Origin of the sequence: Rhodococcus sp. B50 (genome assembly GCF_013602415.1) — a bacterium.
In the GTDB taxonomy this organism is placed as follows: Bacteria; Actinomycetota; Actinomycetes; order Mycobacteriales; family Mycobacteriaceae; genus Rhodococcus.
This window is the reverse complement of the sequence record NZ_WPAG02000002.1, coordinates 2,008,046-2,034,322: the sequence shown is the minus strand read 5'-3', so window position 1 is coordinate 2,034,322 and position 26,277 is coordinate 2,008,046. Positions and strand designations below refer to the sequence as shown.

The following is a 26,277-nucleotide window of genomic DNA, read 5'->3' as shown; positions in this document are numbered from 1 at the left end:
TGTCCCGTTCAGTGGTGGTATTCGCCGCAGTTGACGTCGAGGCACTGGCCGGTGATCGCCGACGCCATCGGCGAGGCCAGGAAGATCACCGCGTCCGCGATCTCCTCGGTGGTCGGGAGGCGCCTCAGATCGGAGGCCGCGGCGGTGTGCTCGTAGATCTGCTCGACGGTGGTGCCGTACTTGCCGGCCTGATGTTCGAAATAGCCCTGCAGGATCGGGCCCCAGATGTAGCCCGGCGCAACGGAGTTGACACGTATACCCTGCGGTCCGAGTTCGGTCGCCAGGGACTGCGACATCGCCAGCAGTGCCGACTTCGCGAGTTTGTAACTGCCGTAACGCTCCTGGGAGTGCCGCACCACCATCGAATTGATATTGACCACCGCACCGGCAGATTCGGCGAGGGTGGCAGTGAACAGCTGTGTCAGCCGTAGCGCGCCGAGCACGGTGAGCTCGATGCTGTCGCGGATCTGCTGGAAGTCGGTGCGCGCCAAGGACTTCATCGACGGTACGGAGAAGGCGTTGTTGACCAGCACGTCGACGCGGCCGAACTCCGACACAGCCGCCTCCACGAGCGAGGCCGCGGACTCGTCGTCGGTGATGTCGGTGGGTACGGCCAGCACCCGCCGGCCTGCGGCCTCGATCTCCGCCGCGACCTTCTCGAGCCGTTCCCGGGTCCGGGCCGCGAGCACCACGTCGGCGCCGTGGTCCGCGCAGCGCAGGGCGAGCGTGCGCCCCAGTCCCGGACCGACACCCGAGATCACCACGACCCGGTCGCGGAGCAGTTCCGCGCTTGCGCTCATGCGAGCATCCGATCGGCGACGCCCCGCTGGCGTTCCGCGATGCGCTGCGCCCAGGCCTCGGGAGTGATGCGGTTCGAATCGTGGAAGGGCAGGACCTCGGGGATCCGGTCGAAGGGCACCACCTCGGCGGTCGGACCGTCGGCGGCGGTGAGTTCCCGAGCGAGGCGCTGCCAGCGGAACTGCACGATCCCGCGGCTGCGGCCGAGGGTCTCGACCCAGTTGGTCAGCCCCGGATTGCGGGCCGCGACGACGATCCGGACCATCCCGTCGGGATCGACCTGCGCCTGGCTGTTGTTCAGCGAGGTCTGATGGTGGATGTAGTCCAGGGAGATGTACCAGAGACTGCCGATCTGGAACCCCAGATAGGGAGCGTCGCTCGCAGGGACCGTCAGGACCATCGCATCGTCGTCGCCGAGTTCGAAGTGCCCCACCGACGAGTACTGGGTGTCGAGCCCACCGGGGGTGCGACGCGGTTCGGTGACGGTGTTCACCGGGAGCTTCAAGTAGAACCACTCGGGGAACTGCAGCCAGGTCTTCACCCGCGAGACCAGAGCACGACCGGCGCGCTCGTAGCGGGTGACCGCGTCCGCGTGGGTGGGCTCGGGCGCGGGGGTGCCCAGTGTGTCGAGGCGGTGGATGCTCAGCGTGCCGCGGCGCTGCGTCCAGTCGCTGTAGACCTCGCGGACCACCAGTTGCGACGAGCCGGGTGCGAGCGGGAAGTAGTTCCGTTCCGGGTCGCGCGGCCCGGGACCGAAGCGCACCTCGAAGGTGCCGTCGTCGGCGACGGTCAGTGCGCGGTCGTCGAAGGCGGTGACGTGGCCGGGCACGTCGGCGTCGGTGTAATTGCCGGCCAGCACCTGGAAGCTGAGATCGCAGGTCGTGCCGCGGCGCCCGGTGACGACGTACTCGGCGTCGTCGCGGATCGACGCACCCCAGTACAGGGTGTCGGGATTGTCGAGCCCCATTTTCGTATAGGGACCGGTGCCGGTCACGAAGACCGGATGGGAACGGCTGTACGCGAAAGTGGCGTGGACGCACGCGGAGATCCCGCCGGCCAGATACCCGTATCCCTCGACGAGGTCCTGTTCGGTGCGGATGTGCGGGGCGGTGGCGACGAGTTTCTCGGCCTCGGCTATCGCCGCGGTGAGCGGATCGGTGAGCACTGCGATCTCCTCTGGTCCAAATATGTACCGCTGCGGTAGTCTTCCGTTGCGCCGAGAGTAGAACGTGTTCCAGGGAGGGTCAATGGGTCGTCGTGAGGTCGGGGCGCCCGGAGGCCCGGACGCAGGAGCGGGGGCCGCCCGCCGGTCGCCGCCGACGGAGCGTGTCGTGCAGGTCCTCGACCACCTCGTCGCGCGACCCGGCGCCCGGTTCGGATTGTCGGAACTGGCGCGCGAACTCGACCTGAGCAAGCCCACCTGTCTGGGCATCCTCACGGTGCTCACCGACGCCGGATATCTGATCCGTGACCCTGCAGACAAGACCTACGGGCTCGGACCGGCGCTCATCGTCGCGGGACGCGCCGCGCAGCGGGGATTCGCGTCCGGGCCGGTCGCGCACCGTCACCTCGCCGGCCTTGCCGAGGAGTTCGGCGCGATGTGCTCCGCCTCGGCCGTCGTCGGCGACCGGATCGCGGTGCTCGACGTCGTCGGCGCCCACGGTGCAGCCGCGGCGGCGCGGGTGGGAGAGGTGTATCCCTTCGCGCCACCCGTGGGACTGATGTACGTGCTGTGGGACACCGACGAACGCATCGAGCAGTGGCTACGGCGCGAACCGACCCTGCCGGTGACCGTCGACCGCGACGACCTGTCGCGGATCGTCGACGCGTGTCGGCGCACGGGTTATCTCGCCGAATCCCTCACGCCCGGAGGTCGCCGCCTGTACGCGCTCATGGCGGGTGTGGTCTCGCACGACCTGGCTCCCGAGATGCGGGAGATGCTGGCGGAACTCGTGGCCAGTCCCGGCGAGCGCGTGTTGTTGCCCGGCATCTTCGCGGCGGGGGAGAAGCGAGCGGTCAACCTCGTGGCGGCCCCCGCCTACGATCCCGACGGTCACCAGTCGCTCGTGCTCACACTCCACCTCGAACGGAAAGTGGACGCCACCGAGATCGAGCGGTGCGGCGCGGCGCTCGTGGCGGTCGCGGATGCGATCACCGCCGATCTCGGTGGACGCCGACCGGCACGCTGACGGACGGTCGCGGCGGCCACCCGTTGACCTGGAATTGAAACTCGTTCTACTGTTGCGGGGTAATCTTCGACCGCGTCGGTACACATGTGTACCGCGCCGGGTGAGAGGGGCACGAGTGACCACGGTGCCGCCGCAACGACCACCGATCTACGAACTGCCGCTGCTCGGTGCGCTCGAGGCCCAGTCCGTGCACATCTTCCGCGAGGTCGCTGCGACCTTCTCCCGACCCGTCCTGCTGTTCTCCGGCGGCAAGGACTCCGCGGTGATGTTGCACGTGGCCGCCAAGGCGTTCTGGCCCGCGCCGCTGCCGTTCCCCGTGCTGCACATCGACACCGGACACAACTTCGACGAGGTCGTCGACTTCCGCGACCGCACCGTCGAGCGGCACGGACTGCGCCTGATCGTCGCCTCGGTGCAGGACGATCTCGACGCCGGACGTGCCGTGGAGGACCACGGACCGCACGCGACCCGCAACCGGCTGCAGACCGGAACTCTCCTCCGGGCCCTGCGAGAAGGCGGATTCGATGCGGTGTTCGGCGGCGCCCGCCGCGACGAGGAGAAGGCCCGCGCGAAGGAACGTATCTTCAGCCTGCGCGACGAGTTCGGGCAGTGGGACCCGAAGGCGCAGCGCCCCGAACTGTGGCAGCTGTACAACGGCCGGCACCGCCGCGGCGAGCACATGCGGGTCTTCCCGCTGTCCAACTGGACCGAACTCGACATCTGGCGCTACATCCGCGACGAGGGCGTCGACCTGCCGTCCCTGTACTACGCCCACCGGCGACCCGTAGTCGAACGTGACGGGATGCTGCTCGCCCACAATCCGTTTCTCACCCTGCAACCCGGAGAGGTGCCGCGCGAGAGTCTCGTGCGGTTCCGCACGGTCGGTGACGCGACGTGCACCGGCTGCGTCGAATCCGCGGCCGCCACCGCGGACGAGGTGGTCGCCGAGGTCGCAGCCAGTCGTGTCACCGAGCGCGGTGCGACCCGGGCAGACGACCGGATCTCCGAGGCCGGGATGGAAGACCGCAAGAGGGAAGGATATTTCTGATGTCCCACCTGCTGCGCATCGCCACTGCGGGCAGTGTCGACGACGGCAAGTCCACGCTCATCGGCCGGTTGTTGTTCGACTCGAAGGCGGTCTTCGAGGACCAGCTCGAAGCGGTGACCCGCACGAGCCTCGACCGCGGGTCCGACCGCGCCGACCTCGCGTTGCTCACCGACGGCCTGCGTGCCGAGCGGGAACAGGGCATCACGATCGACGTCGCCTACCGCTATTTCGCCACGGCGCACCGCACATTCGTCATCGCCGACACTCCCGGCCACGAGCAGTACACGCGCAACATGGTCACCGGGGCGTCCACCGCGGATCTGGCGCTCGTCCTCGTCGACGCCCGCAACGGCATCGTCGAGCAGACCCGCCGGCACGCCTTCCTCGCGTCGCTGCTCGGGGTGCGGCACGTGGTGCTGTGCATCAACAAGATGGACCTGGTGGACTGGTCGCAGAACCGGTTCGACGAGATCTGCGACGAATTCCGCAATTTCGCGGCGAAGCTCGACATCCCCGACCTCACTTTCCTTCCCGTCTCCGCGTTGCACGGCGACAACGTCGTCTCACGGACCGCGAACATGCCGTGGTACGAGGGCACTTCGCTGCTGCACCATCTCGAACAGGTCCACATCGCCTCGGACGTCAACCTCATCGACGCGAGACTGCCCGTGCAGTATGTGATCCGGCCGGGGGAGGGCGAACACCGCGACTTCCGTGGCTATGCGGGAACGATCGCCGCGGGTGGGTTCGCGCCCGGAGACGAAGTGGTCGTTCTCCCTTCCGGTTTCGGAACCCGGGTGCGCGCCCTGTGGGGACCGGGGGGAACGGCGCTCGAGCACGCCTTCGCCGACGCGGCGGTGTGCGTCGAACTCGACGACGACCTCGATGTCGGACGCGGCGACATGCTGTGCCGGCCCAACAACCGTCCCCTCGTCGGCCGCGAGATCGACGCCATGGTGTGCTGGTTCGACGAACGCTCCGCGCTCGACCCGGACGCCCGCTACGTCCTCCTGCACACCACGCAATCCACCACGGCGCGGGTCGCGCGCCTGGACTACCGGCTCGACGTCGACACACTGCACCGCGACGAGACCGCGACGACGCTCGGTCTCAACGAGATCGGCCGCGTGCAACTGCGCACGCAACAACCGCTGCTGTTCGATCCCTACCGGCGCAATCGCACCACCGGCAGTGTCGTACTGGTCGACGAACGCACCGGCAACACCGTCGCGGCCGGGATGATCACCGGCCCGACACTGGCCGACACCCGGGTGGTCTGGCACTCGGCGGCGGTCTCGCGGGACGAACGGGGAAGGACGGGAGCGACGGTGTGGCTCACCGGCCTGTCAGCCTCCGGGAAGTCCACCCTCGCCGTCGAACTCGAACGACGACTGGTCGCCGAAGGTATTCCGGCCTACCGCCTCGACGGCGACAACCTCCGGCACGGACTCAACGCCGACCTCGGGTTCGGTCCCGAGGACCGCGCGGAGAACGTCCGTCGTGTCGGCGCGGTCGCCCAACTGATGGCGGATGCCGGGCTCGTCGCGATCTGCGCGCTCATCAGCCCGTACCGGGCGGACCGCGACCGTATCCGCAGACAACACGAAGAAGCCGGGATCCGCTTCGTCGAGATCTTCGTCGACACCCCGCTCGCCGACTGTGAAGCCCGCGACCCCAAGGGCATGTACGCGCGGGCGCGGGCCGGCGAGATCACCGGCTTCACCGGAATCGACGATCCCTACGAGCCGCCGCGACATCCCGAACTGGTCCTGCACCCCCACGACGGCACGCCTGCGGTGCAGGCGGGTCGCGTCGTGGAATTCTTGACGGCATGACGGACGACACGCTCGACGATGCCCGACTCGCTGCCGAGACGGCCTCCGGCGCAGGTGAACTGTTGCTCACGGTCCGCGCCATCGAATCGGATTCGCTCACCGGGCGCGAGTTGGGCCGGCGCGGCGATCATGCCGCCAACACCTACATCCTCGAGCGCCTGGCGGCCGCCCGGCCCGGTGACGCGGTGCTCTCCGAGGAGTCGGCGGACGATCCGGCACGGGTCGGCGCCGACCGCGTCTGGATCATCGACCCGCTCGACGGGTCCAAGGAATACGGGATGCCCGAGCACGTCGACTGGGCCGTCCACATCGCGCTGTGGGAGGCCGGACGGGGGCTCACCGCAGCCGCAGTCGCGCAACCGGCCGTCGGGGTCGTCCACAGCACCGCCGATCCGGTTCCGGCGCCGCGTCCCCCTCGCCGTCGACCCCGCATCGTCATCAGCGGAAGCCGCCCGCCGGCCTTCGTGTTCGACCTGGCCCGAGACCTCGGCGCCGACCTGATCCGGATGGGCTCGGCCGGTGCCAAAGCGATGGCGGTGGTCCGCGGGGAGGCCGACGCCTACATCCACGCCGGCGGCCAGTGGGAATGGGATTCGGCGGCACCCGTCGCGGTCGCGCACGCCGCCGGTCTGCACTGCGCCCGGATCGACGGCAGCGAACTCGAGTACAACCGGCCGCATCCGTATCTGCCCGACCTGGTGATCTGCCGCGCCGACTGGGCGCCGGAGGTGATGTCCGCGTTGGCCGTGCACGCCACCGGGCCGACCGACAGCCCCCGGGTGGCGATGGCACGCGCGTACATCCGGTCCCTGGTCAGCCACGACGCGTCCCATGTGCGGCTCGCCGAGGACGCCTGGCGGGTCGAGAACGGTGAGCGCACCGGCGACAGTGGCATCGAGATCCGCGACCGCCTCGAGCACGGCCCGGAATACCGGCCTATCCGGCGTATCCGCGACCTGCAGTTCCACGAATGGCACCACAGCGTCGTCGCGCGGTTCGTCCTGGACATCGCCGCGGGCCCGAAGGCCGAGACCTCGGTGGCGGTGACGGAGCACTTCGACATCCCGGCCGGGGAGATCAGGTCCATCGTCGCGATCATCGAACCCGTCTCGGGTAACCCTTGAACTCATTGCTGTAGCTTTCGAACGAAAGTCACCATGATCGAGAGGCATGACCATGGCCGAAGCGCGTGATATCGGGGACGGCATCCACGTCGTTCCCGTCCCGGTGGCAGACCTGCCCGTCGGCGACACCCAGGTCTACGTGATGGAATCCCCACGCGGCGTCGTCCTCGTGGACGTCGGCTGGAACGACGACAGGTCCTGGGCGGCGCTGCAGGACGGCCTGGCGACGGCCGGCCTGTCGGTCACCGACGTCGAGGGCGTGGTCGTCACCCACTTCCACCCCGACCACGTCGGTCTCACCGGACGCGTCCGGGAGGCCTCCGGCTGCTGGGTCGCCATGAACGAGGCCGACTTCGCGCACCTCGAGGTCATGCTCTCCGACGTCGATCGCCGTCCCCAGGAAGCCGAACTGCTGCGCCGCGCCGGCGCCCCCGAGGACGCCATCGAGGAGGCGCTCGCCGCCGTCGTGCCGGCCGTCGGCCGTCCCGACTCGCTGCCCGACCGCAAACTCGGTGCCGGCGAGACGATCCCGCTGTCGGGTCGGTCTCTGCGCACCGTGCTGACCCCCGGCCACACCGCAGGCCACGCGTGCTTCCTGCTCGAGGAACACGGCGTGCTGTTCAGCGGCGACCACGTCCTCGCCACCACGACCCCGCACGTCGGCGAGTTCGACTTCCCGCTGCCGCAACGCGACGCGCTGGGGGAGTACCTCGACTCGCTGCGCGCGGTCGCCGACCTACCCGTGCGGCGCGCACTTCCCGCACACCGGCAGCAGATCGACGACCTGCCACACCGCGTCGGTGAACTGATCGACCACCACGACCAGCGCCTCGACGATCTCTACGACGCATTCGGCGACGAGGAACTCACGCTGTGGGAGGCCACCGCCCGCATGCGCTGGTACCGGCCGTGGGGCGAGACACCCTTGCACGGCAAGAGGATGGCGCTCGCCGAGGGGTCGGCGCACGTGCGGCAACTCATCGAACGGGGACGGGTCCGTCGAGTGGCAGGCACCGAACCCGCTCGCTTCGCGCGCGTGCAGACCCGATGAGCCCCGACGAGGTCGTCACCGAGTTCTGCCGGCGCTGGGCCGATCCCGATCCGGCCGAGCTCGCCGCGTTCTTCGCCGAGGACGCGGTCTTCCACAACATCCCGATGGAACCGATCCGCGGTAGGGCAGCCATCGAGGAGTACATCGCGGGCTTCGTGACGTCGTTCGGGGCCATCGACTACCGCATCCACCACCAGGCGGTCTCCGGCAACGTCGTGCTCAACGAACGCACCGATGTGTTCACCATGAACGGCCGGACGATCGAACTCCCCGTCACGGGCGTGTTCGAGATCGTCGACGGAAGGATCGCGGCCTGCCGGGACTACTTCGACCCCACGCCGTTCACCGGCAACTGACCGACACCGACAAACCGAGTCGACCGAAAACGCCGAAGGCCCCGCTTCGTGAGAAGCGGGGCCTTCGTGGTGCCCTCGGCAGGATTCGAACCTGCGACTTCTTGCTCCGGAGGCAAGCGCTCTATCCCCTGAGCTACGAGGGCATCCGGACCGCCGGATGACCGGAGGTGCGGGAGTTAGCCTAGCGCATCGAACGCGCAACTCCACATCGCCAGGTCAGAGCCGGTTTTCGACCGGAATTCCGGTTTCGCGCGGTCGGGCGGCTCAGTTGAGCGACAGCGGTTCGGCGCCGCGCTCCGTGAGCAAGGTCCTCATCAGATCCGATTCGCCCTGCTGTGTGGCGACCATCGTGCCCGCCAGATTGCGCACCGCCGGGGTGCTCGCATACTGCTCGCCGTACTCCATCATCGGCAGGCCGCCCTCGTGATGGCGCAGCATCAATTGGAGGAAGAGCACGTCCAGTTCGGGTCCGCGGGCGGACCGGAGATTCGCGAGATCCTCGGAAGTGGCCATGCCCGGCATCAGATGCGAGTCGCTCGCACCCTCCGCATTCATGGCCGTGCCGTGACCGCCGTGATCGTGGCCACCGGATTCGGTCATCCACGTCATGTACTCGCCGGTCGGAAGCAGCGGCTGCCCCCACAGCGACAACCAGCCCTGCATCTGGCCGATCTGGTTCTGCTGGGTGGTGAGGATGTCGTACGCGATGTTGCGGATCCGATCGTCCTCCGAGTTGGAGACCGCCACGGCGGCCATCTCGACGCCCTGGTCGTGGTGCACGATCATGTCCTGCGCGAATCCGACGTCCACCGAGCCGGCCTGCGGCGCGGCCGGGGCGGAATCCTCGAAGGGGATCCGGGCCAGGAAACCCGCGAGGAACCCTACGGCGACCGCGGCGACGGTGAGCAGCACCAGCAGCAGCCGGTTGTGCCCACCGTGCTCGGGGGAGGAGATGTCCGAGGAGGTCGCGCTCATGATCAGCTCCCGGCCGGTGCCTGCTGCATGCCGCCGGCGGTCTCCGCGTTCATCGGCACCGCGTCGGGACCGGGCTCGGAGGCGTCGAAGGCCGGCGGGTTCGCCGGATCGAACGAACCGGGGATCGTCGAGCAGCTCGCACCCACCTCGGGGTAGGTGTACTGGTTCAACCGCAGCGCGCTGATGAACTGGTCGACGCGCGGATCGTCGACGCTGTCGACCTTGAGCTGGTGACCCCACGACTGCAGAGAGATCGGACTGTCGAGACCCGGGTAGGGCGACATCAGCGTGTACGTGCGGCCGTCGACCTTCTGCCGGAGAGTATCGACCGCGGCGTCGTCGAGCAGGTCGGGGTTGTACGCGACCCACACGGCGCCGTGCTCGAGGGAGTGGACCATGTTCTCGGTCCGGACCGGCTGCTCGTAGACCGTTCCGGTGCAGGTCGCCCAGACGGAGTCATGGGGACCGCCGAACGGCGGAGACTGGTCGTAGGCGACCCGCTGGCCCGGCGCGACGTGCACACCGGCGGGATACTCGATCTTCAGGACACCCTCGATGTCGTCCGACGGATCCTGGTTGGACTCCGACGGCGTCCACGCCGACATCTCCTGCTGGTTCTGGTACTTCGGGATCAGGCTCACAGCGATCACGGCGACCAGGACGACGACCAGGGCCACGCCGCCGATCGTCAACCACGGGATCTGGCGCTGGGCGGGGACCCCGCGAGCGCCGCCGCTCTTCTTCTTGGCGGCCTGGATGGCCTTCGACGACTTGGCTCCGGTCTTCTTGTTACCGGAGCCGCCACTAACCGAACCGCTGGGCATCGCTGTGTGCTCTTTCGACGGGTGGACAGGCGGACACGCGCCCATCGGGCGCACAAACACCCACAACTCTACGGGCGTGCTCGCGCGCGGCGGTCGGAGCTGCCGGTAGGGGGAGCGTCGGCGCCGCGATCGACCAGCCAATAGGATGGATACCTGTGACTCCCTCCGACCTTGCTCAGCTGCTCCGCGGAACCGCCGCCGGTGTCCTCACCGACCGTGGTCTCGACGCGTCCGTTCTTCCCGAGACCCTCACCGTCGAGCGCCCGCGCAATCCGGAGCACGGCGACTACGCGACCAACGTCGCGATGCAGGTCGCGAAGAAGGTCGGTGTCAATCCTCGCGAACTCGCCACCTGGCTCGCCGAGGCCCTGACCGCTGCCGAGGGCATCGACTCGGCCGAGGTCGCAGGTCCCGGCTTCCTGAACATCCGGCTCGCCGCCGACGCCCAGGGCGCGATCGTCGCCACGGTGCTCGCCGAGGGCGACGCCTACGGCAACGGCCGCGAGCTCGCGAACACGAAGATCAACCTCGAATTCGTCTCCGCCAACCCCACCGGTCCGATCCACCTCGGTGGCACGCGCTGGGCCGCGGTCGGCGACGCCCTCGGACGCATCCTCACCGCCCAGGGCGGTGAGGTCACCCGGGAGTACTACTTCAACGACCACGGCGCGCAGATCGACCGCTTCACCCGGTCGCTCATCGCCTCCGCGCTCGGACAGCCCGCCCCCGAGGACGGCTACGCCGGCGCGTACATCGTCGATATCGCCTCCTCCGTGCTCGAGCAGCGTCCCGACGCACTCGAACTCCCCGAGGACGAGCGGCACGAGACGTTCCGATCGATCGGCGTGGAGTCGATGTTCGCGCACATCAAGCGCACCCTCCACGAGTTCGGCGTCGACTTCGACGTGTACTTCCACGAGAACTCCCTCTTCGAGAGCGGAGCCGTCGAGAAGGCCGTCGAGACCCTGAAGGCGTCGGGCAATCTGTACTTCGACGACGGCGCGTGGTGGCTCAAGAGCACCGATTACGGCGACGACAAGGACCGTGTCGTCATCAAGTCCGACGGCAACGCCGCCTACATCGCCGGCGACATCGCCTACTTCCAGGACAAGCGCTCGCGCGGCTTCGACCTGTGCATCTACATGCTCGGTGCCGACCACCACGGCTACATCGCGCGTCTGAAGGCCGCCGCGGCGGCGTTCGGCGACGACCCCGACACCGTCGAGGTGATGATCGGCCAGATGGTCAACCTCGTCCGCGGCGGCGAGGCCGTGAGGATGAGCAAGCGGGCCGGCACCGTGATCACCCTCGACGACCTCGTCGAGGCGATCGGCGTCGACGCCGCCCGCTACTCGCTCGTGCGTTCCTCGGTGGACCAGAGCATCGACATCGACCTCGAGCTGTGGGCGAGCACCACGAACGAGAACCCGGTCTACTACGTCCAGTACGCCCACGCGCGGCTGTCGTCGATCGCGCGCAACGCCGCCGATCTCGGCCTGACCGCCGAGGGCGCCGACTTCTCGCTGCTCACCCACGAGCGCGAGGGTGACCTCATCCGCACCCTCGGCGAGTACCCCCGGGTGCTGGCGAAGGCGGCCGAACTGCGCGAACCGCACCGCGTCGCCCGCTATCTCGAGGAACTCGCGGGCACCTACCACCGCTTCTACGACGCCTGCCGGATCCTGCCGCAGGGCGACGAGGAGGCCGGACCGCTGCACACCGCGCGACTCGCGTTGTGCGCGGCCGCGCGCCAGGTCCTCGCCAACGGCCTCGGTCTGCTCGGCGTCAGCGCTCCGGAGCGGATGTGAACGCGCACCCCGCGGGACCGCGTCACGCCCAGATCCCGCACGCCCCGAACCTGCCCGAGCGCCCGGCCGACACGGCGGCGCTCAACGCGCTGGCCCCGCACGTGTGGCCCCGCAATGCCGCGCGCGGCGAGGACGGCGTCATGCGCATCGCCGGTATCCCGGTGACCGAGCTCGCCGAGAAGTACGGCACCCCGCTGTTCGTCGTCGACGAGGACGACTTCCGCTCCCGCTGCCGGGAGATCGCCGAGGCCTTCGGCCCGTCGGCGAAGGTGCACTACGCGTCGAAGGCGTTCCTGTGCAGCGAGATCGCACGGTGGGTTCATCAGGAAGGGCTCTCGCTCGACGTCGCGTCCGGCGGTGAACTCGCCGTGGCCCTGCACGCCGGTTTCCCCGCCGAGAAGATCGCGATGCACGGCAACAACAAGTCCGTCCGCGAACTGCAGGCCGCCGTGACCGCCGGGGTCGGGCACATCGTGCTCGACTCGCTCGCCGAGATCGACCGACTCGACGCGATCGCCGGCGAGGCCGGCGTCGTCCAGGACGTGCTCATCCGGGTGACCGTGGGCGTCGAGGCCCACACCCACGAGTTCATTTCCACCGCGCACGAGGACCAGAAGTTCGGGCTCTCGCTCGCCGGTGGCAACGCGATGCAAGCCGTGCGCCGGGTCTTCGCGACCGACAATCTCCGTCTCGTCGGTCTGCACAGCCACATCGGCTCGCAGATCTTCGACGTCGACGGCTTCGAACTCGCCGCGCACCGCGTGATCGGCCTGCTGCGCGACATCGTCGCCGAGTTCGGTGTCGACAAGACCGCGCAGATGAGCATCGTCGACCTCGGCGGTGGCCTGGGCATCTCGTACGTGCCGAGCGACGACCCGCCGCCGGTCGCCGATCTCGCCGCCAAACTGGGCGACATCGTCCGCAACGAGTCCGCACTCGCCGGGCTCCCGGCTCCGACCCTTGCGGTCGAACCCGGGCGGGCCATCGCCGGACCGGGCACCGTGACGCTCTACGAGGTGGGAACGCTCAAGGACGTCGAGGTCGGTTCCGGTCACGTCCGCCGCTACATCAGCGTCGACGGCGGCATGAGCGACAACATCCGCACGTCGCTGTACCAGGCGGAATACGAATCGCGCCTCGTCTCCCGCGTGAGCGAGGCCGAACCGGTGGTCTCGCGGGTCGTCGGCAAGCACTGCGAGAGCGGCGACATCGTCATCCGCGACGCCTGGATGCCCGCCGACGTCGCAGCCGGTGATTTACTGGCGGTCGCGGCGACGGGTGCATACTGCTACTCGATGTCGAGCAGGTACAACCTGCTGCCTCGCCCCGCCGTCGTGGCGGTCAAGGACGGTGTCTCGCGCGTCCTGCTGCGCCGCGAGACCGTCGAAGATCTGCTCAACTTGGAGGTTTCGGAGTGACCAGTGCAACGGCGACCGATGCTTCGGACCGGCGTCCGGTGGGTGTGGCAGTTCTCGGGCACGGCACCGTCGGTGCCGAGGTCGCGCGGATCATCCGCGACGACGCCGCGGATCTCGAGGCGCGCATCGGTGCCCCGCTGGAATTGCGGGGTGTCGCGGTGCGCGACGCCTCCCGTGACCGTGGCCTTCCCGCGGAGCTGATCACGACGAACGCCGAGGCGCTGATCCGTCGCGACGACGTCGACATCGTCGTCGAACTCATCGGTGGCATCGAGCTTCCTCGCAAGCTGGTGCGCACGGCGCTCGACGCCGGTAAGTCCGTCGTCACGGCCAACAAGGCGTTGCTCGCCGCCTATACCGGTGAACTCGCCGAGGCGGCCGAGGCCCGCAACGTGGACCTGTACTTCGAGGCGTCCGTGGCCGGCGCGATCCCGGTGATCCGCCCGCTCACGCAGTCGCTCGCAGGCGACCGGGTCAATCGGGTCGTCGGCATCGTCAACGGCACCACCAACTACATCCTCTCGGCGATGGACGAGACGGGCGCCGACTACGGCGAGACGCTCGCCGAGGCGAGCCGGCTCGGATACGCCGAGGCCGACCCCACTGCCGACGTCGAAGGTTTCGACGCGGCCTCCAAGGCTGCGATCCTCGCGTCGATCGCCTTCCACACCCGTGTGACGGCAGCCGACGTCTACCGCGAGGGCATCTCCTCGATCACCGCGGCCGATCTCACGTCGGCGCGTGCGCTCAACTGCACGATCAAGCTGCTCGCGCTGTGCGAACGCGTTCCGTCCGCCGACGGCAAGGACCGCGTGTCCGCCCGCGTCTACCCGGCACTCGTGCCCCGCGAGCATCCGCTCGCTGCGGTCAACGGCGCGTTCAACGCCGTCGTCGTCGAAGCGGAGTCCTCGGGCCGCCTGATGTTCTACGGCCAGGGCGCAGGTGGCGCCCCCACCGCCTCCGCGGTGATGGGCGACCTCGTGATGGCCGCCCGCAACCGGGTTCAGGGTGGGCGTGGTCCGCGCGAGTCGAAGTATGCGCAACTGGAGATCGCGCCCATGAGCGACATCCTCACGCGTTACTACGTCAACCTGAAGGTCGCCGATCGCGCCGGCGTGCTCTCGGCGGTCGCCGCCGAGTTCGCCACGCGGGACGTGAGCATCGCAGCGGTCCGCCAGGAAGGCGCCGGCGACGCCGCCCGCCTGGTGGTACTCACCCATCAGGCCACCGACCGTGCGCTGGCGGATACCGTCGCAGCGCTCGACAAACTCGAATCCGTGATTGCTGTGACCAGCGTCCTGAGACTGGAGGGATCCGCCGAATGAGCGCGGCCGAGAAGAACACCACCCCCGTGCACACGCCGTGGCCGGGCCTGATCGAGGCGTACCGTTCGCGCTTGCCGATCGGTGACGACTGGAAGACGGTCACGCTGCGTGAGGGCGGCACGCCGCTGCTCCCGGCTCCGCGCCTGTCGGAGATCACCGGCTGCGAGGTCCACGTCAAGGTCGAGGGTCTCAACCCCACCGGTTCGTTCAAGGACCGCGGTATGACCATGGCGGTCACCGAGGCCCTCGCGACCGGCAAGCAGGCGGTGCTGTGCGCGTCCACCGGCAACACCTCGGCCTCGGCCGCCGCCTACGCCGCGCGCGCCGGCATCGGCTGCGCTGTGCTCGTGCCGCAGGGCAAGATCGCGATGGGCAAGCTCGCCCAGGCCGTCATGCACGGCGCGAAGATCGTGCAGGTCGAGGGTAACTTCGACGACTGTCTGGAGCTGGCACGCAAGACCACCGCGGAGTTCTCCACCATCGGTCTGGTCAACTCCGTGAACCCGGTGCGTATCGAGGGCCAGAAGACCGCCGCCTTCGAGATCGTCGACGCGCTCGGCGACGCCCCCGACGTGCACGTGCTGCCCGTCGGCAATGCAGGCAACATCACCGCCTACTGGAAGGGCTACAGCGAGTACGCCGCCGACGGCCTCAGCACGCGCCGCCCGCGCATGCTCGGCGTCCAGGCCGCTGGTGCCGCGCCGCTCGTCCTCGGCCATCCGGTGAAGGATCCCGAGACCATCGCGACCGCCATCCGCATCGGCGCTCCCGCATCGTGGAACGGCGCGGTGGCCGCCAAGGAGGAGTCGAACGGCGCGTTCCGCGCAGCGACCGACGAGGAGATCCTCGAGGCGTACCGACTGCTCGCGAAGTCCGAGTCGATCTTCGTCGAGCCGGCTTCGGCCGCGTCCATCGCCGGTCTGCTCGCCGCGAGCAAGGAAGGCTGGCTCGAACGCGGCCTGAAGGTCGTGTGCACCGTGACCGGCAACGGTCTCAAGGACCCCGACACGGCTCTGCGTGATGTGCCTGTGGTCGAGCCCATCCCGGTCGACCCGGTCGCGGTCGCCTCCGCGCTCGAGTTGGCCTGAGTTGACCGCCACGCCTTCCTCCGTTGGGAATCAGGACATGACGCAGACGTTGCCCGTGGGGCTTTCGGTGACGGCACGGGTTCCCGCCTCGAGCGCGAATCTCGGTCCCGGCTTCGACTGCCTGGGCCTCGCCCTCGGTCTGTACGACGAGATCACCGTCACGACAACGGCTTCCGGACTCGATGTACAGGTGGAGGGGGAAGGCGCGCAGGAGGTTCCGTGGGGACCTTCGCACCTCGTCGTCCGGGCCGTCGAGCGCGGACTCGAGGCCGCCGGTGTGTGGGCCGACGGATTGGACGTCGTGTGCCACAACGTCATCCCGCACTCCCGGGGGCTCGGATCCTCCGCCTCCGCGGCGGTGGGAGGGCTGGCAGCGGCCAACGGACTCGTCCGCAAGATCGCCCCGGAGCGGGTGCTCGACGCCGAGCAGCTCGTGCAGCTGGCGTCCGAGTTCGAGGGACATCCCGACAACGCCTCCGCCAGCGTGCTCGGCGGAGCCGTGGTGTCGTGGACCGAGGCGGAGGTCGACTCCGAACAGCGGACCTACCGCGCGGTGAACCTGCGCGTGCACCCCGACATCAAGGCGTACGCCTTCGTCCCGTCGGTCCGTTCCTCCACGGCCCACACCCGGGGCCTGCTGCCCGAGCTCGTGCCGCATCGGGACGCGGCGTTCAACGTCAGCCGGGCGGCCCTCGCGGTCGTCGCGCTCACCGAGCGACCCGAACTGCTGATGCCGGCGACGCAGGATCTGCTCCACCAGGCACAGCGGGCGCCCGCCCTTCCGCTCACCACCAAATGGGTGGCCGCACTGCGCGAAGCGGGTATCCCCGCCGTCGTCTCCGGTGCAGGGCCGACGGTGCTCGCGCTGACGACCTCTGCGCTGCCCGATGAACTACGGGCCGCGGCCGAGGCCGACAATCTGACGGTGCTCGATCTCGAGATCGCCGAGGGAGTCCAGGTCGACTGAGACCGACGCGCGGTGCCGGATGCGGGGGTGGACGGTGGTGCAACACACACGTCCCATCCGGCATGGCGATTCTTGCCCTACGTACAGATCGTCGCTATTCTGTGGGGTGTCCGCACGTCGTGCGTATCAGTCGCCGGATTCTCCAGGGCAATCACTCCAGCTCCATCGGGGCGTCGAGCCTGGATCGATCCTCACCTGCTCCCGGATCCGGGAGGGGGACAGACCGCACCCACCGGATTTCGGTGTGGTGGCGGACGTGCCGACCGTTCGTTTTCCCTGAACTCGTACGGCAAATCCCAGCTCAGTGGACGAACTGATCTGCGGGACGAACCCTCTGCTGCGCATGAAGCGGGCGAGGGAAGGAAGGATCTCCGTGACAGATACGGACCTGATCGCTACACCTGCTCTCGACATTCCCGAGGCCGGTAGCCGGACGACCACACGCGGTCGCCGCGGAGCAGGCCTTTCGGGCATGGTGCTTGCCGAGTTGCGGACTCTTGCCGCCGAGCTCGGAATCAAGGGCACCTCCGGGATGCGCAAGGGCGATCTCATCGCTGCGATCAAGGAGCGGCAGGGAGGCGGCGACGCCGCACCCGCCACCGAGCGGCCGGTAGCCGCGTCGAACACCGGCGCCGAGAAGACCGAGGTGGCAGACAAGCCCGAGGGAGCGCCCTCGCGTGGCACCCGCGGTCGCCGTGGCCGTGCCGCCGCCGACGAGACCGCTGCGCCCGAGCAGAAGGTCGACGCGAAGTCGACCGAGCAGAAGGCCGATGCGAAGTCGACCGAGCAGAAGGCCGATGCGAAGTCGACCGAGCAGAAGGCCGATGCGAAGTCGACCGAGGACGGCTCGCAGGAGAAGCAGCAGGGCGGCCAGACCCCCAGCGGCGACAACGAATCCGACGGAAACCGTCGCGGCCGCGGCCGTCGTGGACGTCGTGGCGGCGACAACGCCGACCAGAACCAGCAGGCCGAGGGCACCGAGTCGTCCGAGGACGGCCGTCAGGACCGCGACTCGCAGCGCGAGAAGTCCCAGGACCGCACCTCCGGCGACGGCTCCTCGCGGCGCGACCGCAACCAGGGTGAGCGCAATCAGGGCGACCGTAACCAGGGTGATCGCGGCCAGGACGGTGGCGATCGCGACGGCGGAAACCAGGGTCCGCGTCAGAGCCAGGACAACCGCGGGGGAGACGACGAGGAAGGCGGCCGCGGCCGCCGGGGCCGTCGCTTCCGTGAGCGTCGCCGTGGACGCGACCGCAGCGAAGGCGGTTCGGACTCGCGCGAACCCGAGATCCGCGAGGACGACGTCCTGCAGCCGGTCGCCGGCATTCTCGACGTGCTCGACAACTACGCGTTCGTGCGCACGTCCGGCTACCTCGCCGGTCCGAACGACGTCTACGTGTCGATGAACATGGTGCGCAAGAACGGCCTGCGCCGCGGCGACGCCATCACCGGCGCCGTGCGGGTTCCTCGCGAGGGCGAGCAGAGCAACCAGCGCCAGAAGTTCAACCCGCTGGTCCGCCTCGACACGGTCAACGGCCGCGACGTCGATTCGGCCAAGCGCCGCCCCGAGTTCAACAAGCTCACGCCGCTGTACCCGAACCAGCGACTGCGGCTCGAGACCCAGCCGAACATCCTCACCACGCGCGTGATCGACCTGGTCATGCCGATCGGTAAGGGGCAGCGCGCGCTCATCGTGTCGCCGCCGAAGGCCGGTAAGACCACGGTCCTCCAGGACATCGCGAACGCGATCGCCGTCAACAACCCCGAGTGCTACCTCATGGTCGTGCTCGTCGACGAGCGTCCCGAAGAGGTCACCGACATGCAGCGTTCGGTGAAGGGCGAGGTCATCGCCTCGACCTTCGACCGGCCGCCGTCAGACCACACCTCGGTCGCCGAGCTCGCCATCGAGCGTGCGAAGCGTCTCGTGGAGATGGGCCAGGACGTCGTGGTGCTCCTCGACTCCATCACCCGTCTCGGCCGCGCGTACAACAACTCGTCGCCGGCATCCGGACGCATCCTCTCCGGTGGCGTCGATTCGACTGCGCTGTACCCGCCGAAGCGTTTCCTCGGTGCTGCCCGCAACATCGAGAACGGCGGGTCGCTCACGATCATCGCCACCGCGATGGTCGAGACCGGCTCCACGGGCGATACCGTGATCTTCGAGGAGTTCAAGGGCACCGGCAACGCCGAGCTCAAGCTCGACCGGAAGATCGCCGAGCGGCGCGTGTTCCCGGCGGTCGACGTCAACCCGTCCGGTACGCGTAAGGACGAGCTGCTCATGAGCCCCGACGAGTTCGCCGTGGTGCACAAGCTGCGCCGTGTGCTCTCGGGCCTCGATTCGCACCAGGCGATCGACTTGCTCATCGACCGGCTCAAGAAGTCCAAGACGAACATCGAGTTCCTCATGAATGTGGCGAAGACCGCACCGGGGGCTCTCGACGACTGACGTCGGCGCCCCGGGGAATTTCTTCCCGGGGCCCTACGTTTGGCATAATCGACAGGCTCAGTCCGGCTCCGGTTCACGTCTTCGACCCGCGAAGGCGACCCGGCGGCCACGAAAGGGACACCATGAAGGCAGGAATCCACCCCAACTACGTGACGACGACCGTCGTCTGCGGTTGCGGAAACACGTTCGAGACCCGCAGCACGTCGGAGTCCGGACGGATCACCGTCGAAGTCTGCTCCAACTGCCACCCGTTCTACACCGGCAAGCAGAAGATCCTCGACACCGGTGGTCGTGTCGCGCGCTTCGAGGCTCGCTACGGCAAGCGTGCATCGAAGAAGGCCGACTCCGACAGCTAGCTGTCACGCCGACGCCCGGTACTGCCCTCGTGCAGGCCGGGCGTCGGCATTTTCGTTGCACGGACCGAATCAGAGCGGAGCACACTCATGGCGGGGCAGACCAAGCCGTCGGCCATCGACGACATCCTGGCCGAATACGCAGGTCTGGAGCAGCAGCTGTCCGACCCGTCGCTGCACGACGATCCCGCGGCGGCCCGCCGGGTGGGCAAGCGGTTCGCCGAACTCGCCCCCGTGATGTCGACCTACAACGCCCTGAAGCAGGCCCGTGACGATCTCGAAGCGGCGCGCGAACTCGCCGCCGACGACTCGTCGTTCGCGTCCGAGGTCGACGACCTCGAAGCGCAGGTCGCCGAGCTCGACCGGTCCCTGACCGACCTGCTCGCTCCCCGCGACCCGCACGACAGCGACGACGTCGTCCTCGAGGTCAAGTCCGGTGAGGGCGGCGAGGAGTCCGCTCTGTTCGCCTCCGACCTCGCCCGCATGTACACGCGCTATGCCGAACGCGCCGGTTGGCGCGTCGAGGTTCTCGGCGCCACCTACTCCGATCTCGGCGGTTACAAGGACATCACGCTGTCGGTCAAGTCGAAGACCGACGTGCGCGACGGGGTGTGGTCCCGCCTCAAGTTCGAGGGCGGGGTGCACCGCGTCCAACGAGTGCCCGTCACCGAGTCGCAGGGACGCGTGCACACCTCCGCGGCCGGCGTCTTCGTCTACCCCGAGCCCGACGAGGTCGAGCAGGTGCAGATCGACGAGAGCGACCTGCGCATCGACGTCTACCGGTCCTCCGGCAAGGGCGGACAGGGTGTCAACACCACCGACTCGGCCGTGCGCATCACGCACCTTCCCACCGGCATCGTGGTGACCTGCCAGAACGAACGCTCCCAGCTGCAGAACAAGGCCCGCGCGATGCAGGTGCTCGCGGCGCGCCTGCAGGCGGCGGCCGAAGAGGCGGCCGACGCGGAGGCATCGGCAGGTCGCGCCAGCCAGGTGCGGACCGTCGACCGGTCCGAGCGCATCCGCACCTACAACTTCCCGGAGAACCGGATCACCGATCACCGCATCGGCTTCAAGTCCCACAACCTCGACGCGGTGCTCGACGGCGAACTCGACGCGCTGCTCGACGCCCTGGGTGCTGCAGACCGCGAAGCCCGGCTCGCGGCGGAATAGCCGCGAACCGGGCTCGTCGATAGGGGATCAGGCGTCGCCGAGGCCGGCGTTGTCGTCCTCGCCGCTTCCGTCGTTCGGAGCCGGCGCAGAGGGTACGTCTGTGAGATCGATACCGGGAAGCAGGAAGCATCCCTGGCCACCGGCATTCTGATGGGCCCCCCAGACTGCGCTCACCACGAGGCCTGCGCCGGTGTCGACCACCTTGGCGGGTTCGTCGTCCTTCACCGGTCCCGGGAGGGCGTCGGTACCGAGCTGCAGCGTGCCCAGATTCACCCAACCGATCTGGCCGCCGCCGCTACCTTCCTGCTCGATTTCGTACTCGATCTGGCCGGTCGACGCATCCTCGTCGTCGACGACGGTCTCCGTGTCGGCCAGGCCGATCCCCGCCGGGCATCCGACGGGGATCGGCTGGAAGTCGATGGGGTCCGCGCTCGCGAGAGCGGGGGCAGCGAAGGCGGTCGCGCCGGCAGCGGCGAGAACGGTGATTCCACGCACAGTCCGTGTCTTCATGGGCAATCCCTTTCTGTCGATGAAACCGACCGGAAGGTATCGGTCCCCGTTCGGGTGCCCGCCTCTTCGCGCCGTCAATCACCTCGCCGGAAACACGTCGAATGTCCGGTCTGCGCAGTGTGCGTGCAATGCGAGGGATACCTCGGCGTAGTGCAGGGTCGAAGTCGTGGCACGCTGTAGGCGTGAGCCGTCAACCTCTGCGCCTGGCCATCATCGAAGCGGCATCGGTCCTCGACGAAGCAGGAGTCCCGAGTCCGCGGGTCGACGCCGAACTTCTCGCCGCGCACCTGCTCGCCATCGAGCGTGGGCGACTCGGACTGGTCCCGCTCGTCGACGCGGCGACCATCGACGCCTACCGATCCATGGTCGAACAGCGGGCGAAGCGGATACCGCTGCAGTACATCACCGGCACTTCGCCGATGGGGGAGATCGACCTCGCGGTGGGGCCGGGTGTGTTCGTGCCCCGGCCCGAGACCGAACTGCTCCTCGGATGGGCCCTGGCCTTCCTCGAGCGCCACGGAAGCCGCAATCCGGTCGTGCTCGACCTGTGCACCGGATCCGGCGCACTCGCCCTGGCGATCGCGCACGCCCGTCCCGACGCCGAGGTCCATGCCGTCGAACTCGAAGCGAAGGCGCTCGGGTGGGCGCGACGCAACGCCGAGACCCGCGCGCAGGAAGGCGACACCCCCATCCGGCTGTACCAGGGCGACGTCACCGACCGCACCCTTCTCACCAACCTCGAAGGCACCGTCGATCTGGTGGTCGCCAACCCGCCCTACATCCCCGAAGGCGCCGAACTGGAACCCGAGGTGATCGAGCACGACCCGCATTCGGCGCTCTTCGGAGGGGCAGACGGTCTATCCGTCATCCGGCCGATGGTGTCGAACATCGCGCGATGGCTGCGGATCGGGGGAGCGGCCGCGGTCGAGCACGACGACACGCACAGCCTGCTCGTCGCCGAACTGTTCGAACAGCGTCGCGTGTTCGGCGATGTCGTCCGGCACCCCGACCTCGCCGGTAAGGCCCGGTTCGTCACCGCCCACCGGGTTCCCACCGCGGTGGAGGCCGACCGCATGAAGTCGGTACGGTCTGCTGCGGACGGCTGACGGGCAGGACCCGTCCGGTGCCGATTGCGGCCGGAGTGGAAGGATGAGCGCGTGAGCACCGTGTACGACTGCAACAACGAAGCTTCGCGCGCCGCCGGACTCAACGCGGCGCGCGGTGCACTCAAGGCCGGACGACTCGTCGTCGTACCCACCGACACGGTGTACGGCATCGCGGCGGATGCGTTCGACTCCGACGCCGTGACGTCGCTCCTGCGCGCGAAGGGCCGCGGCCGCGACATGCCGGTGCCGGTCCTCGTCGGCTCCTGGACGACCATCGACGGCCTCGTCGCCTCGGTGCGTCCCGAGGCGCGGGAGTTGATCCGCGCCTTCTGGCCGGGTGGGCTCAGCCTCGTGGTGCATCAGGCGCCGTCCCTGGCCTGGGATCTCGGGGACACTCGCGGTACGGTCATGCTCCGCATGCCACTGCACCCCGTGATCCTGGAACTGCTGCGCGAGGTCGGTCCGCTCGCGGTGTCCAGCGCCAACGTCTCCGGCCGGCCGGCCGCGACGAACGTCACCGAGGCGCGCGAGCAACTCGGAGCGTCGGCGAGCGTCTATCTCGACGGTGGCCCCGCCGAACACGGCGTCGCATCTACGATCGTCGATCTCACGGGTGACCGTCCGCGCATCCTGCGCGAAGGCGCTGTGACGGCCGAAGCGCTCGCGAAGGTGCTCGGCGACGATCCCGAGCGCCTTCGTTCCGGCGGGGAGTAGCGGCGGAGGAACGGAGCACGTGACTGCAGCCGACACCACCGCCGTACTGCTCGCTCAGGCCGGGCGAGGCGCCGGCGTTCCCATCCGGGAGCTTCTCCTCGTTCTGCTCACCTCCGCGGTGGTGACCTTTCTCGCCACCGGTGTGGTGCGGATCCTCGCATTGAAGTTCGGGGCGGTCGCCGTTCCCCGCGATCGCGACGTGCACGTGACCCCGACACCACGGATGGGTGGGGTCGGCATGTACATCGGTCTCGTCGCAGGGATCATCTTCGCTCAGCAGTTGCCTGCTCTGACAAGGGGTTTCGAATACACCCCGGATATGGGGGCGGCGCTCGTCGCAGCGTCGATCATCGTCGTCGTCGGGATCGTCGACGACCGGTGGGGTCTCGACGCGCTCACCAAATTCGTCGGGCAGGTCACCGCCGCGGGCGTGCTCGTGGTCATGGGCGTGAGCTGGATCGTCATCTACGACCCCTTCAGTGCGTCGACGCTCGTGCTCGACCAGCTGCAGGGCGGCCTCATCACCGTCGCCGTCGCCGCCGTGATGATCAACGCGATGAACTTCGTCGACGGGCTCGACGGACTCGCGGCCGGGCTGGGTCTCATCGCCGCGCTGGCGATCTGTGCGTTCTCCGTCGGCCTGCTGCTCGATCAGGGTGGCGACGTCTCGGCTTATCCGCCGGCTCTCATGGCCGCGGCCCTCGCGGGCGCGTGCCTCGGCTTCCTGCCGCACAACTTCCAGCCCGCCAAGATCTTCATGGGTGACTCGGGATCGATGCTCATCGGCCTCATGCTCGCCGCGATCTCCACGAGCGCCTCGGGCCTCATCCCGCTGAGCGCGTACGGCTCGCGCGACCTGCTGGGCCTGCTCTCACCGCTCATCCTGATGGGCGCGGTGATGTTCATCCCGATCCTCGACCTGCTCCTTGCGATCGTGCGCCGCACGCGAGCGGGCGTCAGCCCGTTCAGCCCGGACAAGATGCACCTCCATCACCGCCTCCTGCAGATCGGGCATTCCCACCGTCGCGTGGTGCTGCTGCTCTACTTGTGGGTCGGCATCCTCGCGTTCGGGGCCGTCGGTTCCTCGTTGCTCGATCGGAGGGCTGTAGTGCTGATCCTCGCGGGCGGTCTCGTGTTCGCCCTCGTGGTGACCGCTGTGCCGTCGATGCGGCGGCACGACGAGTCGGGGGAGACGCCCCCGGAGCGCTCCCGAGAGGTCGGTTAGGCTCGGATATCGTGACGAACCCGGATCATCCCGAACCCGACCACGGTCTGCCCTCGCTGCCCGACCCGATCGCACCCATGCGCGCGGCGGTGCGGTACGGCATCCTCGGTCTTCTCGCGCTCGCCGTCGTGGCCTCGGTGATCTCGGTGCTCGTCGCCGGGACACCCGGCCTGTGGGGCGCGCTGATCGGCGCGGCCGTCGGCGGAGGATTCATCCTCTTCACCGCGCTCGGTGTGCTCCTGACGTCGAAGATGCCGGCGATGACCGCCGGTGCCGTTCTTCTCGGCACGTGGCTGCTGAAGCTGATCCTCGCCATCGTCGTGATGGGTTCGCTCGACTCGCTCGACTTCTACAACCGCAACGCGCTGGTGCTCACGATCGTTTTCGCGCTGGTCATCGTTCTGGGGGCAGAGACCTACGGCGTGCTCTCGCAGCGCGCCCTGTACGTCGATCCCCAGCCGTCGTCCGAGGCGAACAACGACGATCGGTAGTAGTGCCGGATGTCCATAACCCCCCACGTAGGAACCCACCTACGCGCTGTCGTAGAGCAGTTGGTAGGGTGAGTTCTGCGAGAGTGACACTGACCGCATCAGGTTTGGACAAGGTGCGCAGTTGTGACTTCGTAGGCGGTCGTGTTCAAATGGCCGCCGAGTCGACGAGAGTCGCCGACACCGGCAGGAAGCGGGACCGCCCACGCGGTTCGGACCACTGGCGAATACGCGAGCCGACCTGGTCGACTTCTGGATCGTCAATGTCCGATCGAACCGCAGACGGCATGCCTGCGGCCGACTACGGGAGAGAGCGCTGAGCGTCACCACCTTGGCAGCCGGAGAATTCCACGCGCCGTCACTAGCTGATTTTTTCCCACCGGCAGTCCTGTTCGAAGGCACCCCCTTCGAGATGGACCGGCTGATGCTCATCCGCGTCGCCGTCGCCCTGATCGTCGCGCTGTTCTTCTTCTTCGCGCTGCGGAGTCCGAAGATCGTGCCGCGGGGCGTGCAGAACGTCGCCGAGATCATGCTCGACTTCGTCCGGATCCATATCGCCGAGGACATCCTCGGTAAGGAACAGGGACGCCGGTTCCTCCCGGTGATCGTCACCATCTTCTTCCTGGTGGTCGGTCTGAACCTCACATCGGTCATCCCGTTCCTCAACATCTCGTCCAACGCACGGATCGGTATGCCGATCGTGCTCGCGGCACTCGCCTACATCGTCTTCAACTATGTGGGCATCAAGAAGTACGGATTCTTCCGCTACGTCAAGAGCAGCATCGTCATCCCGAACCTGCCGCCCGCTCTCCACGTGCTGGTGATCCCGATCGAGTTCGTCTCGACGTTCATTCTGCGGCCGTTCACGCTGACCATTCGTCTCATGGCCAACATGTTGGCCGGTCACATCATGCTCGTGCTGTTCTTCAGTGCCACGCAGTTCTTCTTCTTCGATTCCGACGGCTTCATGAAGGTGTTCGGCATCGGTTCTCTCATCGGCGGAATCGCGTTCACCTTCTTCGAGCTCCTGGTGATCGTCCTGCAGGCCTACATCTTCGCGCTGCTCACCGCGGTGTACATCGATCTGGCGCTGCACGCCGAAGAGCATTAGCTCGACGAGCGGCACGACCCACATCTACACAAAGACTGACTCGGTTGCCGACTCCCGGGGCCGAGCCACAAGAAAGGGAATGGAACACCAATGAGCGTTGCGCTTCAGGCAGCAGACGTCCTCGCCCAGGAGACCTCGATCTCGGGTGCCGGCGCCATCGGCTACGGCCTCGCCGCCATCGGCCCCGGCATCGGCATCGGCATCGTCGTCGGCAAGGCGATCGAGGGCATGGCTCGTCAGCCCGAGATGGCCGGCCAGCTGCGCACCACGATGTTCCTCGGTATTGCATTCACCGAGGCCCTGGCGCTGATCGGCATCGTCGCCGGCTTCATCTTCTGATCCGACGAT

The 26,277-nt window shown here is 68.2% G+C and carries 25 protein-coding genes and 1 tRNA gene; 20 read left to right on the top strand and 6 right to left on the bottom strand.

Translation table 11 applies throughout. The annotated features are described in order from the left end of the window. Positions 1-8: 8 nt before the first annotated feature. Together GON09_RS09720 and GON09_RS09715 are read right to left on the bottom strand one after the other, a co-directional pair. Positions 9-800, bottom strand: a complete 792-nt coding sequence (locus GON09_RS09720; protein ID WP_213931611.1) for an SDR family oxidoreductase — start codon at positions 798-800, stop codon at positions 9-11. Further along, on the bottom strand, positions 797-1,963 hold the full coding sequence (locus GON09_RS09715) for a hypothetical protein (protein WP_213931610.1): 1,167 nt from the start codon (positions 1,961-1,963) through the stop codon (positions 797-799). The genes GON09_RS09720 and GON09_RS09715 overlap by 4 nt, the downstream gene beginning before the upstream one ends. Before the next feature lie 82 nt (positions 1,964-2,045). Between GON09_RS09715 and GON09_RS09710 the strand changes: the two genes are divergently transcribed. From GON09_RS09710 to GON09_RS09685, 6 genes are all read left to right on the top strand, one after another. Then, entirely contained in the window at positions 2,046-2,987 is a 942-nt protein-coding gene (locus GON09_RS09710; RefSeq protein ID WP_213931609.1) for a helix-turn-helix domain-containing protein, read from the top strand. Between the two features lie 115 nt (positions 2,988-3,102). Continuing rightward, positions 3,103-4,035: a sulfate adenylyltransferase subunit CysD gene (gene cysD / locus GON09_RS09705; RefSeq protein WP_213931608.1), complete on the top strand. Its 933-nt coding sequence runs from the start codon at positions 3,103-3,105 to the stop codon at positions 4,033-4,035. After that, a complete protein-coding gene (cysC, locus tag GON09_RS09700; protein WP_213931607.1) occupies positions 4,035-5,870 on the top strand; it encodes an adenylyl-sulfate kinase in 1,836 nt (611 codons plus the stop codon). The genes cysD and cysC overlap by 1 nt, the downstream gene beginning before the upstream one ends. Beyond that, positions 5,867-6,994, top strand: coding sequence for a 3'(2'),5'-bisphosphate nucleotidase CysQ (locus GON09_RS09695; protein ID WP_213931606.1), 1,128 nt, complete (start codon positions 5,867-5,869; stop codon positions 6,992-6,994). The genes cysC and GON09_RS09695 overlap by 4 nt, the downstream gene beginning before the upstream one ends. A gap of 52 nt (positions 6,995-7,046) precedes the next feature. After that, positions 7,047-8,045 carry an MBL fold metallo-hydrolase gene (locus GON09_RS09690; protein WP_213934382.1) on the top strand — a complete coding sequence of 333 codons (999 nt, stop codon included), beginning with the start codon at positions 7,047-7,049 and terminating at the stop codon, positions 8,043-8,045. Further along, the gene (locus GON09_RS09685) at positions 8,042-8,401 is read left to right on the top strand and encodes a nuclear transport factor 2 family protein (RefSeq protein WP_213931605.1); all 360 of its coding nucleotides are present in this window, start codon (positions 8,042-8,044) and stop codon (positions 8,399-8,401) included. Before GON09_RS09690 ends, GON09_RS09685 begins: the two co-directional genes overlap by 4 nt. 67 nt (positions 8,402-8,468) lie before the next feature. On the opposite strand, the gene GON09_RS09680 is transcribed toward GON09_RS09685, so the two are convergent. From GON09_RS09680 to GON09_RS09670, 3 genes are all read right to left on the bottom strand, one after another. Then, positions 8,469-8,544: transfer RNA gene (locus GON09_RS09680), tRNA-Arg, on the bottom strand. Between the two features lie 121 nt (positions 8,545-8,665). After that, positions 8,666-9,376, bottom strand: a complete 711-nt coding sequence (locus tag GON09_RS09675; protein ID WP_213931604.1) for a DUF305 domain-containing protein — start codon at positions 9,374-9,376, stop codon at positions 8,666-8,668. Between the two features lie 2 nt (positions 9,377-9,378). Continuing rightward, positions 9,379-10,200 (bottom strand): DUF3105 domain-containing protein, encoded by an 822-nt coding sequence (locus tag GON09_RS09670; RefSeq protein WP_213931603.1) that lies wholly within the window; start codon positions 10,198-10,200, stop codon positions 9,379-9,381. 155 nt (positions 10,201-10,355) lie between these two features. Here GON09_RS09670 and argS point away from each other — a divergent pair, with 155 nt between their 5' ends. From argS to prfA, 8 genes are all read left to right on the top strand, one after another. Further along, entirely contained in the window at positions 10,356-12,008 is a 1,653-nt protein-coding gene (argS, locus tag GON09_RS09665) for an arginine--tRNA ligase (protein WP_213931602.1), read from the top strand. Then, complete coding sequence (gene lysA, locus GON09_RS09660; RefSeq protein ID WP_213931601.1) at positions 12,005-13,426, top strand: diaminopimelate decarboxylase; 1,422 nt, start codon at positions 12,005-12,007, stop codon at positions 13,424-13,426. The genes argS and lysA overlap by 4 nt, the downstream gene beginning before the upstream one ends. 38 nt (positions 13,427-13,464) lie before the next feature. After that, complete coding sequence (locus GON09_RS09655; protein ID WP_213934381.1) at positions 13,465-14,751, top strand: homoserine dehydrogenase; 1,287 nt, start codon at positions 13,465-13,467, stop codon at positions 14,749-14,751. Further along, positions 14,748-15,839, top strand: a complete 1,092-nt coding sequence (gene thrC, locus GON09_RS09650) for a threonine synthase (RefSeq protein ID WP_006552580.1) — start codon at positions 14,748-14,750, stop codon at positions 15,837-15,839. Before GON09_RS09655 ends, thrC begins: the two co-directional genes overlap by 4 nt. A 37-nt stretch (positions 15,840-15,876) precedes the next feature. Next, on the top strand, positions 15,877-16,806 hold the full coding sequence (gene thrB, locus GON09_RS09645) for a homoserine kinase (protein ID WP_213931600.1): 930 nt from the start codon (positions 15,877-15,879) through the stop codon (positions 16,804-16,806). A gap of 472 nt (positions 16,807-17,278) precedes the next feature. After that, positions 17,279-19,252, top strand: coding sequence for a transcription termination factor Rho (gene rho, locus GON09_RS09640; protein ID WP_213934380.1), 1,974 nt, complete (start codon positions 17,279-17,281; stop codon positions 19,250-19,252). Between the two features lie 122 nt (positions 19,253-19,374). Continuing rightward, on the top strand, positions 19,375-19,608 hold the full coding sequence (rpmE, locus tag GON09_RS09635; RefSeq protein WP_213931599.1) for a 50S ribosomal protein L31: 234 nt from the start codon (positions 19,375-19,377) through the stop codon (positions 19,606-19,608). Between the two features lie 87 nt (positions 19,609-19,695). Then, positions 19,696-20,775 (top strand): peptide chain release factor 1, encoded by a 1,080-nt coding sequence (gene prfA, locus GON09_RS09630; RefSeq protein WP_213931598.1) that lies wholly within the window; start codon positions 19,696-19,698, stop codon positions 20,773-20,775. Between the two features lie 27 nt (positions 20,776-20,802). On the opposite strand, the gene GON09_RS09625 is transcribed toward prfA, so the two are convergent. Then, positions 20,803-21,285, bottom strand: a complete 483-nt coding sequence (locus GON09_RS09625) for a hypothetical protein (protein WP_213931597.1) — start codon at positions 21,283-21,285, stop codon at positions 20,803-20,805. 182 nt (positions 21,286-21,467) lie between these two features. On the opposite strand from GON09_RS09625, the gene prmC reads away from it, so the two are divergent. The 6 genes from prmC to GON09_RS09595 all read left to right on the top strand — a co-directional run bounded on the left by prmC (position 21,468) and on the right by GON09_RS09595 (position 26,268). Continuing rightward, positions 21,468-22,391 carry a peptide chain release factor N(5)-glutamine methyltransferase gene (gene prmC / locus GON09_RS09620; RefSeq protein ID WP_213931596.1) on the top strand — a complete coding sequence of 308 codons (924 nt, stop codon included), beginning with the start codon at positions 21,468-21,470 and terminating at the stop codon, positions 22,389-22,391. Between the two features lie 51 nt (positions 22,392-22,442). Further along, positions 22,443-23,105 carry an L-threonylcarbamoyladenylate synthase gene (locus tag GON09_RS09615; protein ID WP_213931595.1) on the top strand — a complete coding sequence of 221 codons (663 nt, stop codon included), beginning with the start codon at positions 22,443-22,445 and terminating at the stop codon, positions 23,103-23,105. A gap of 19 nt (positions 23,106-23,124) precedes the next feature. Next, positions 23,125-24,330 (top strand): glycosyltransferase family 4 protein, encoded by a 1,206-nt coding sequence (locus tag GON09_RS09610; RefSeq protein WP_213931594.1) that lies wholly within the window; start codon positions 23,125-23,127, stop codon positions 24,328-24,330. 11 nt (positions 24,331-24,341) lie between these two features. Further along, complete coding sequence (locus GON09_RS09605) at positions 24,342-24,821, top strand: hypothetical protein (RefSeq protein ID WP_213931593.1); 480 nt, start codon at positions 24,342-24,344, stop codon at positions 24,819-24,821. A 409-nt stretch (positions 24,822-25,230) separates the two neighbouring features. Next, the gene (gene atpB / locus GON09_RS09600; RefSeq protein WP_006552590.1) at positions 25,231-25,929 is read left to right on the top strand and encodes a F0F1 ATP synthase subunit A; all 699 of its coding nucleotides are present in this window, start codon (positions 25,231-25,233) and stop codon (positions 25,927-25,929) included. Positions 25,930-26,019: 90 nt separating this feature from the next. Continuing rightward, positions 26,020-26,268 carry an ATP synthase F0 subunit C gene (locus tag GON09_RS09595; RefSeq protein ID WP_213931592.1) on the top strand — a complete coding sequence of 83 codons (249 nt, stop codon included), beginning with the start codon at positions 26,020-26,022 and terminating at the stop codon, positions 26,266-26,268. Positions 26,269-26,277 lie beyond the last annotated feature (9 nt).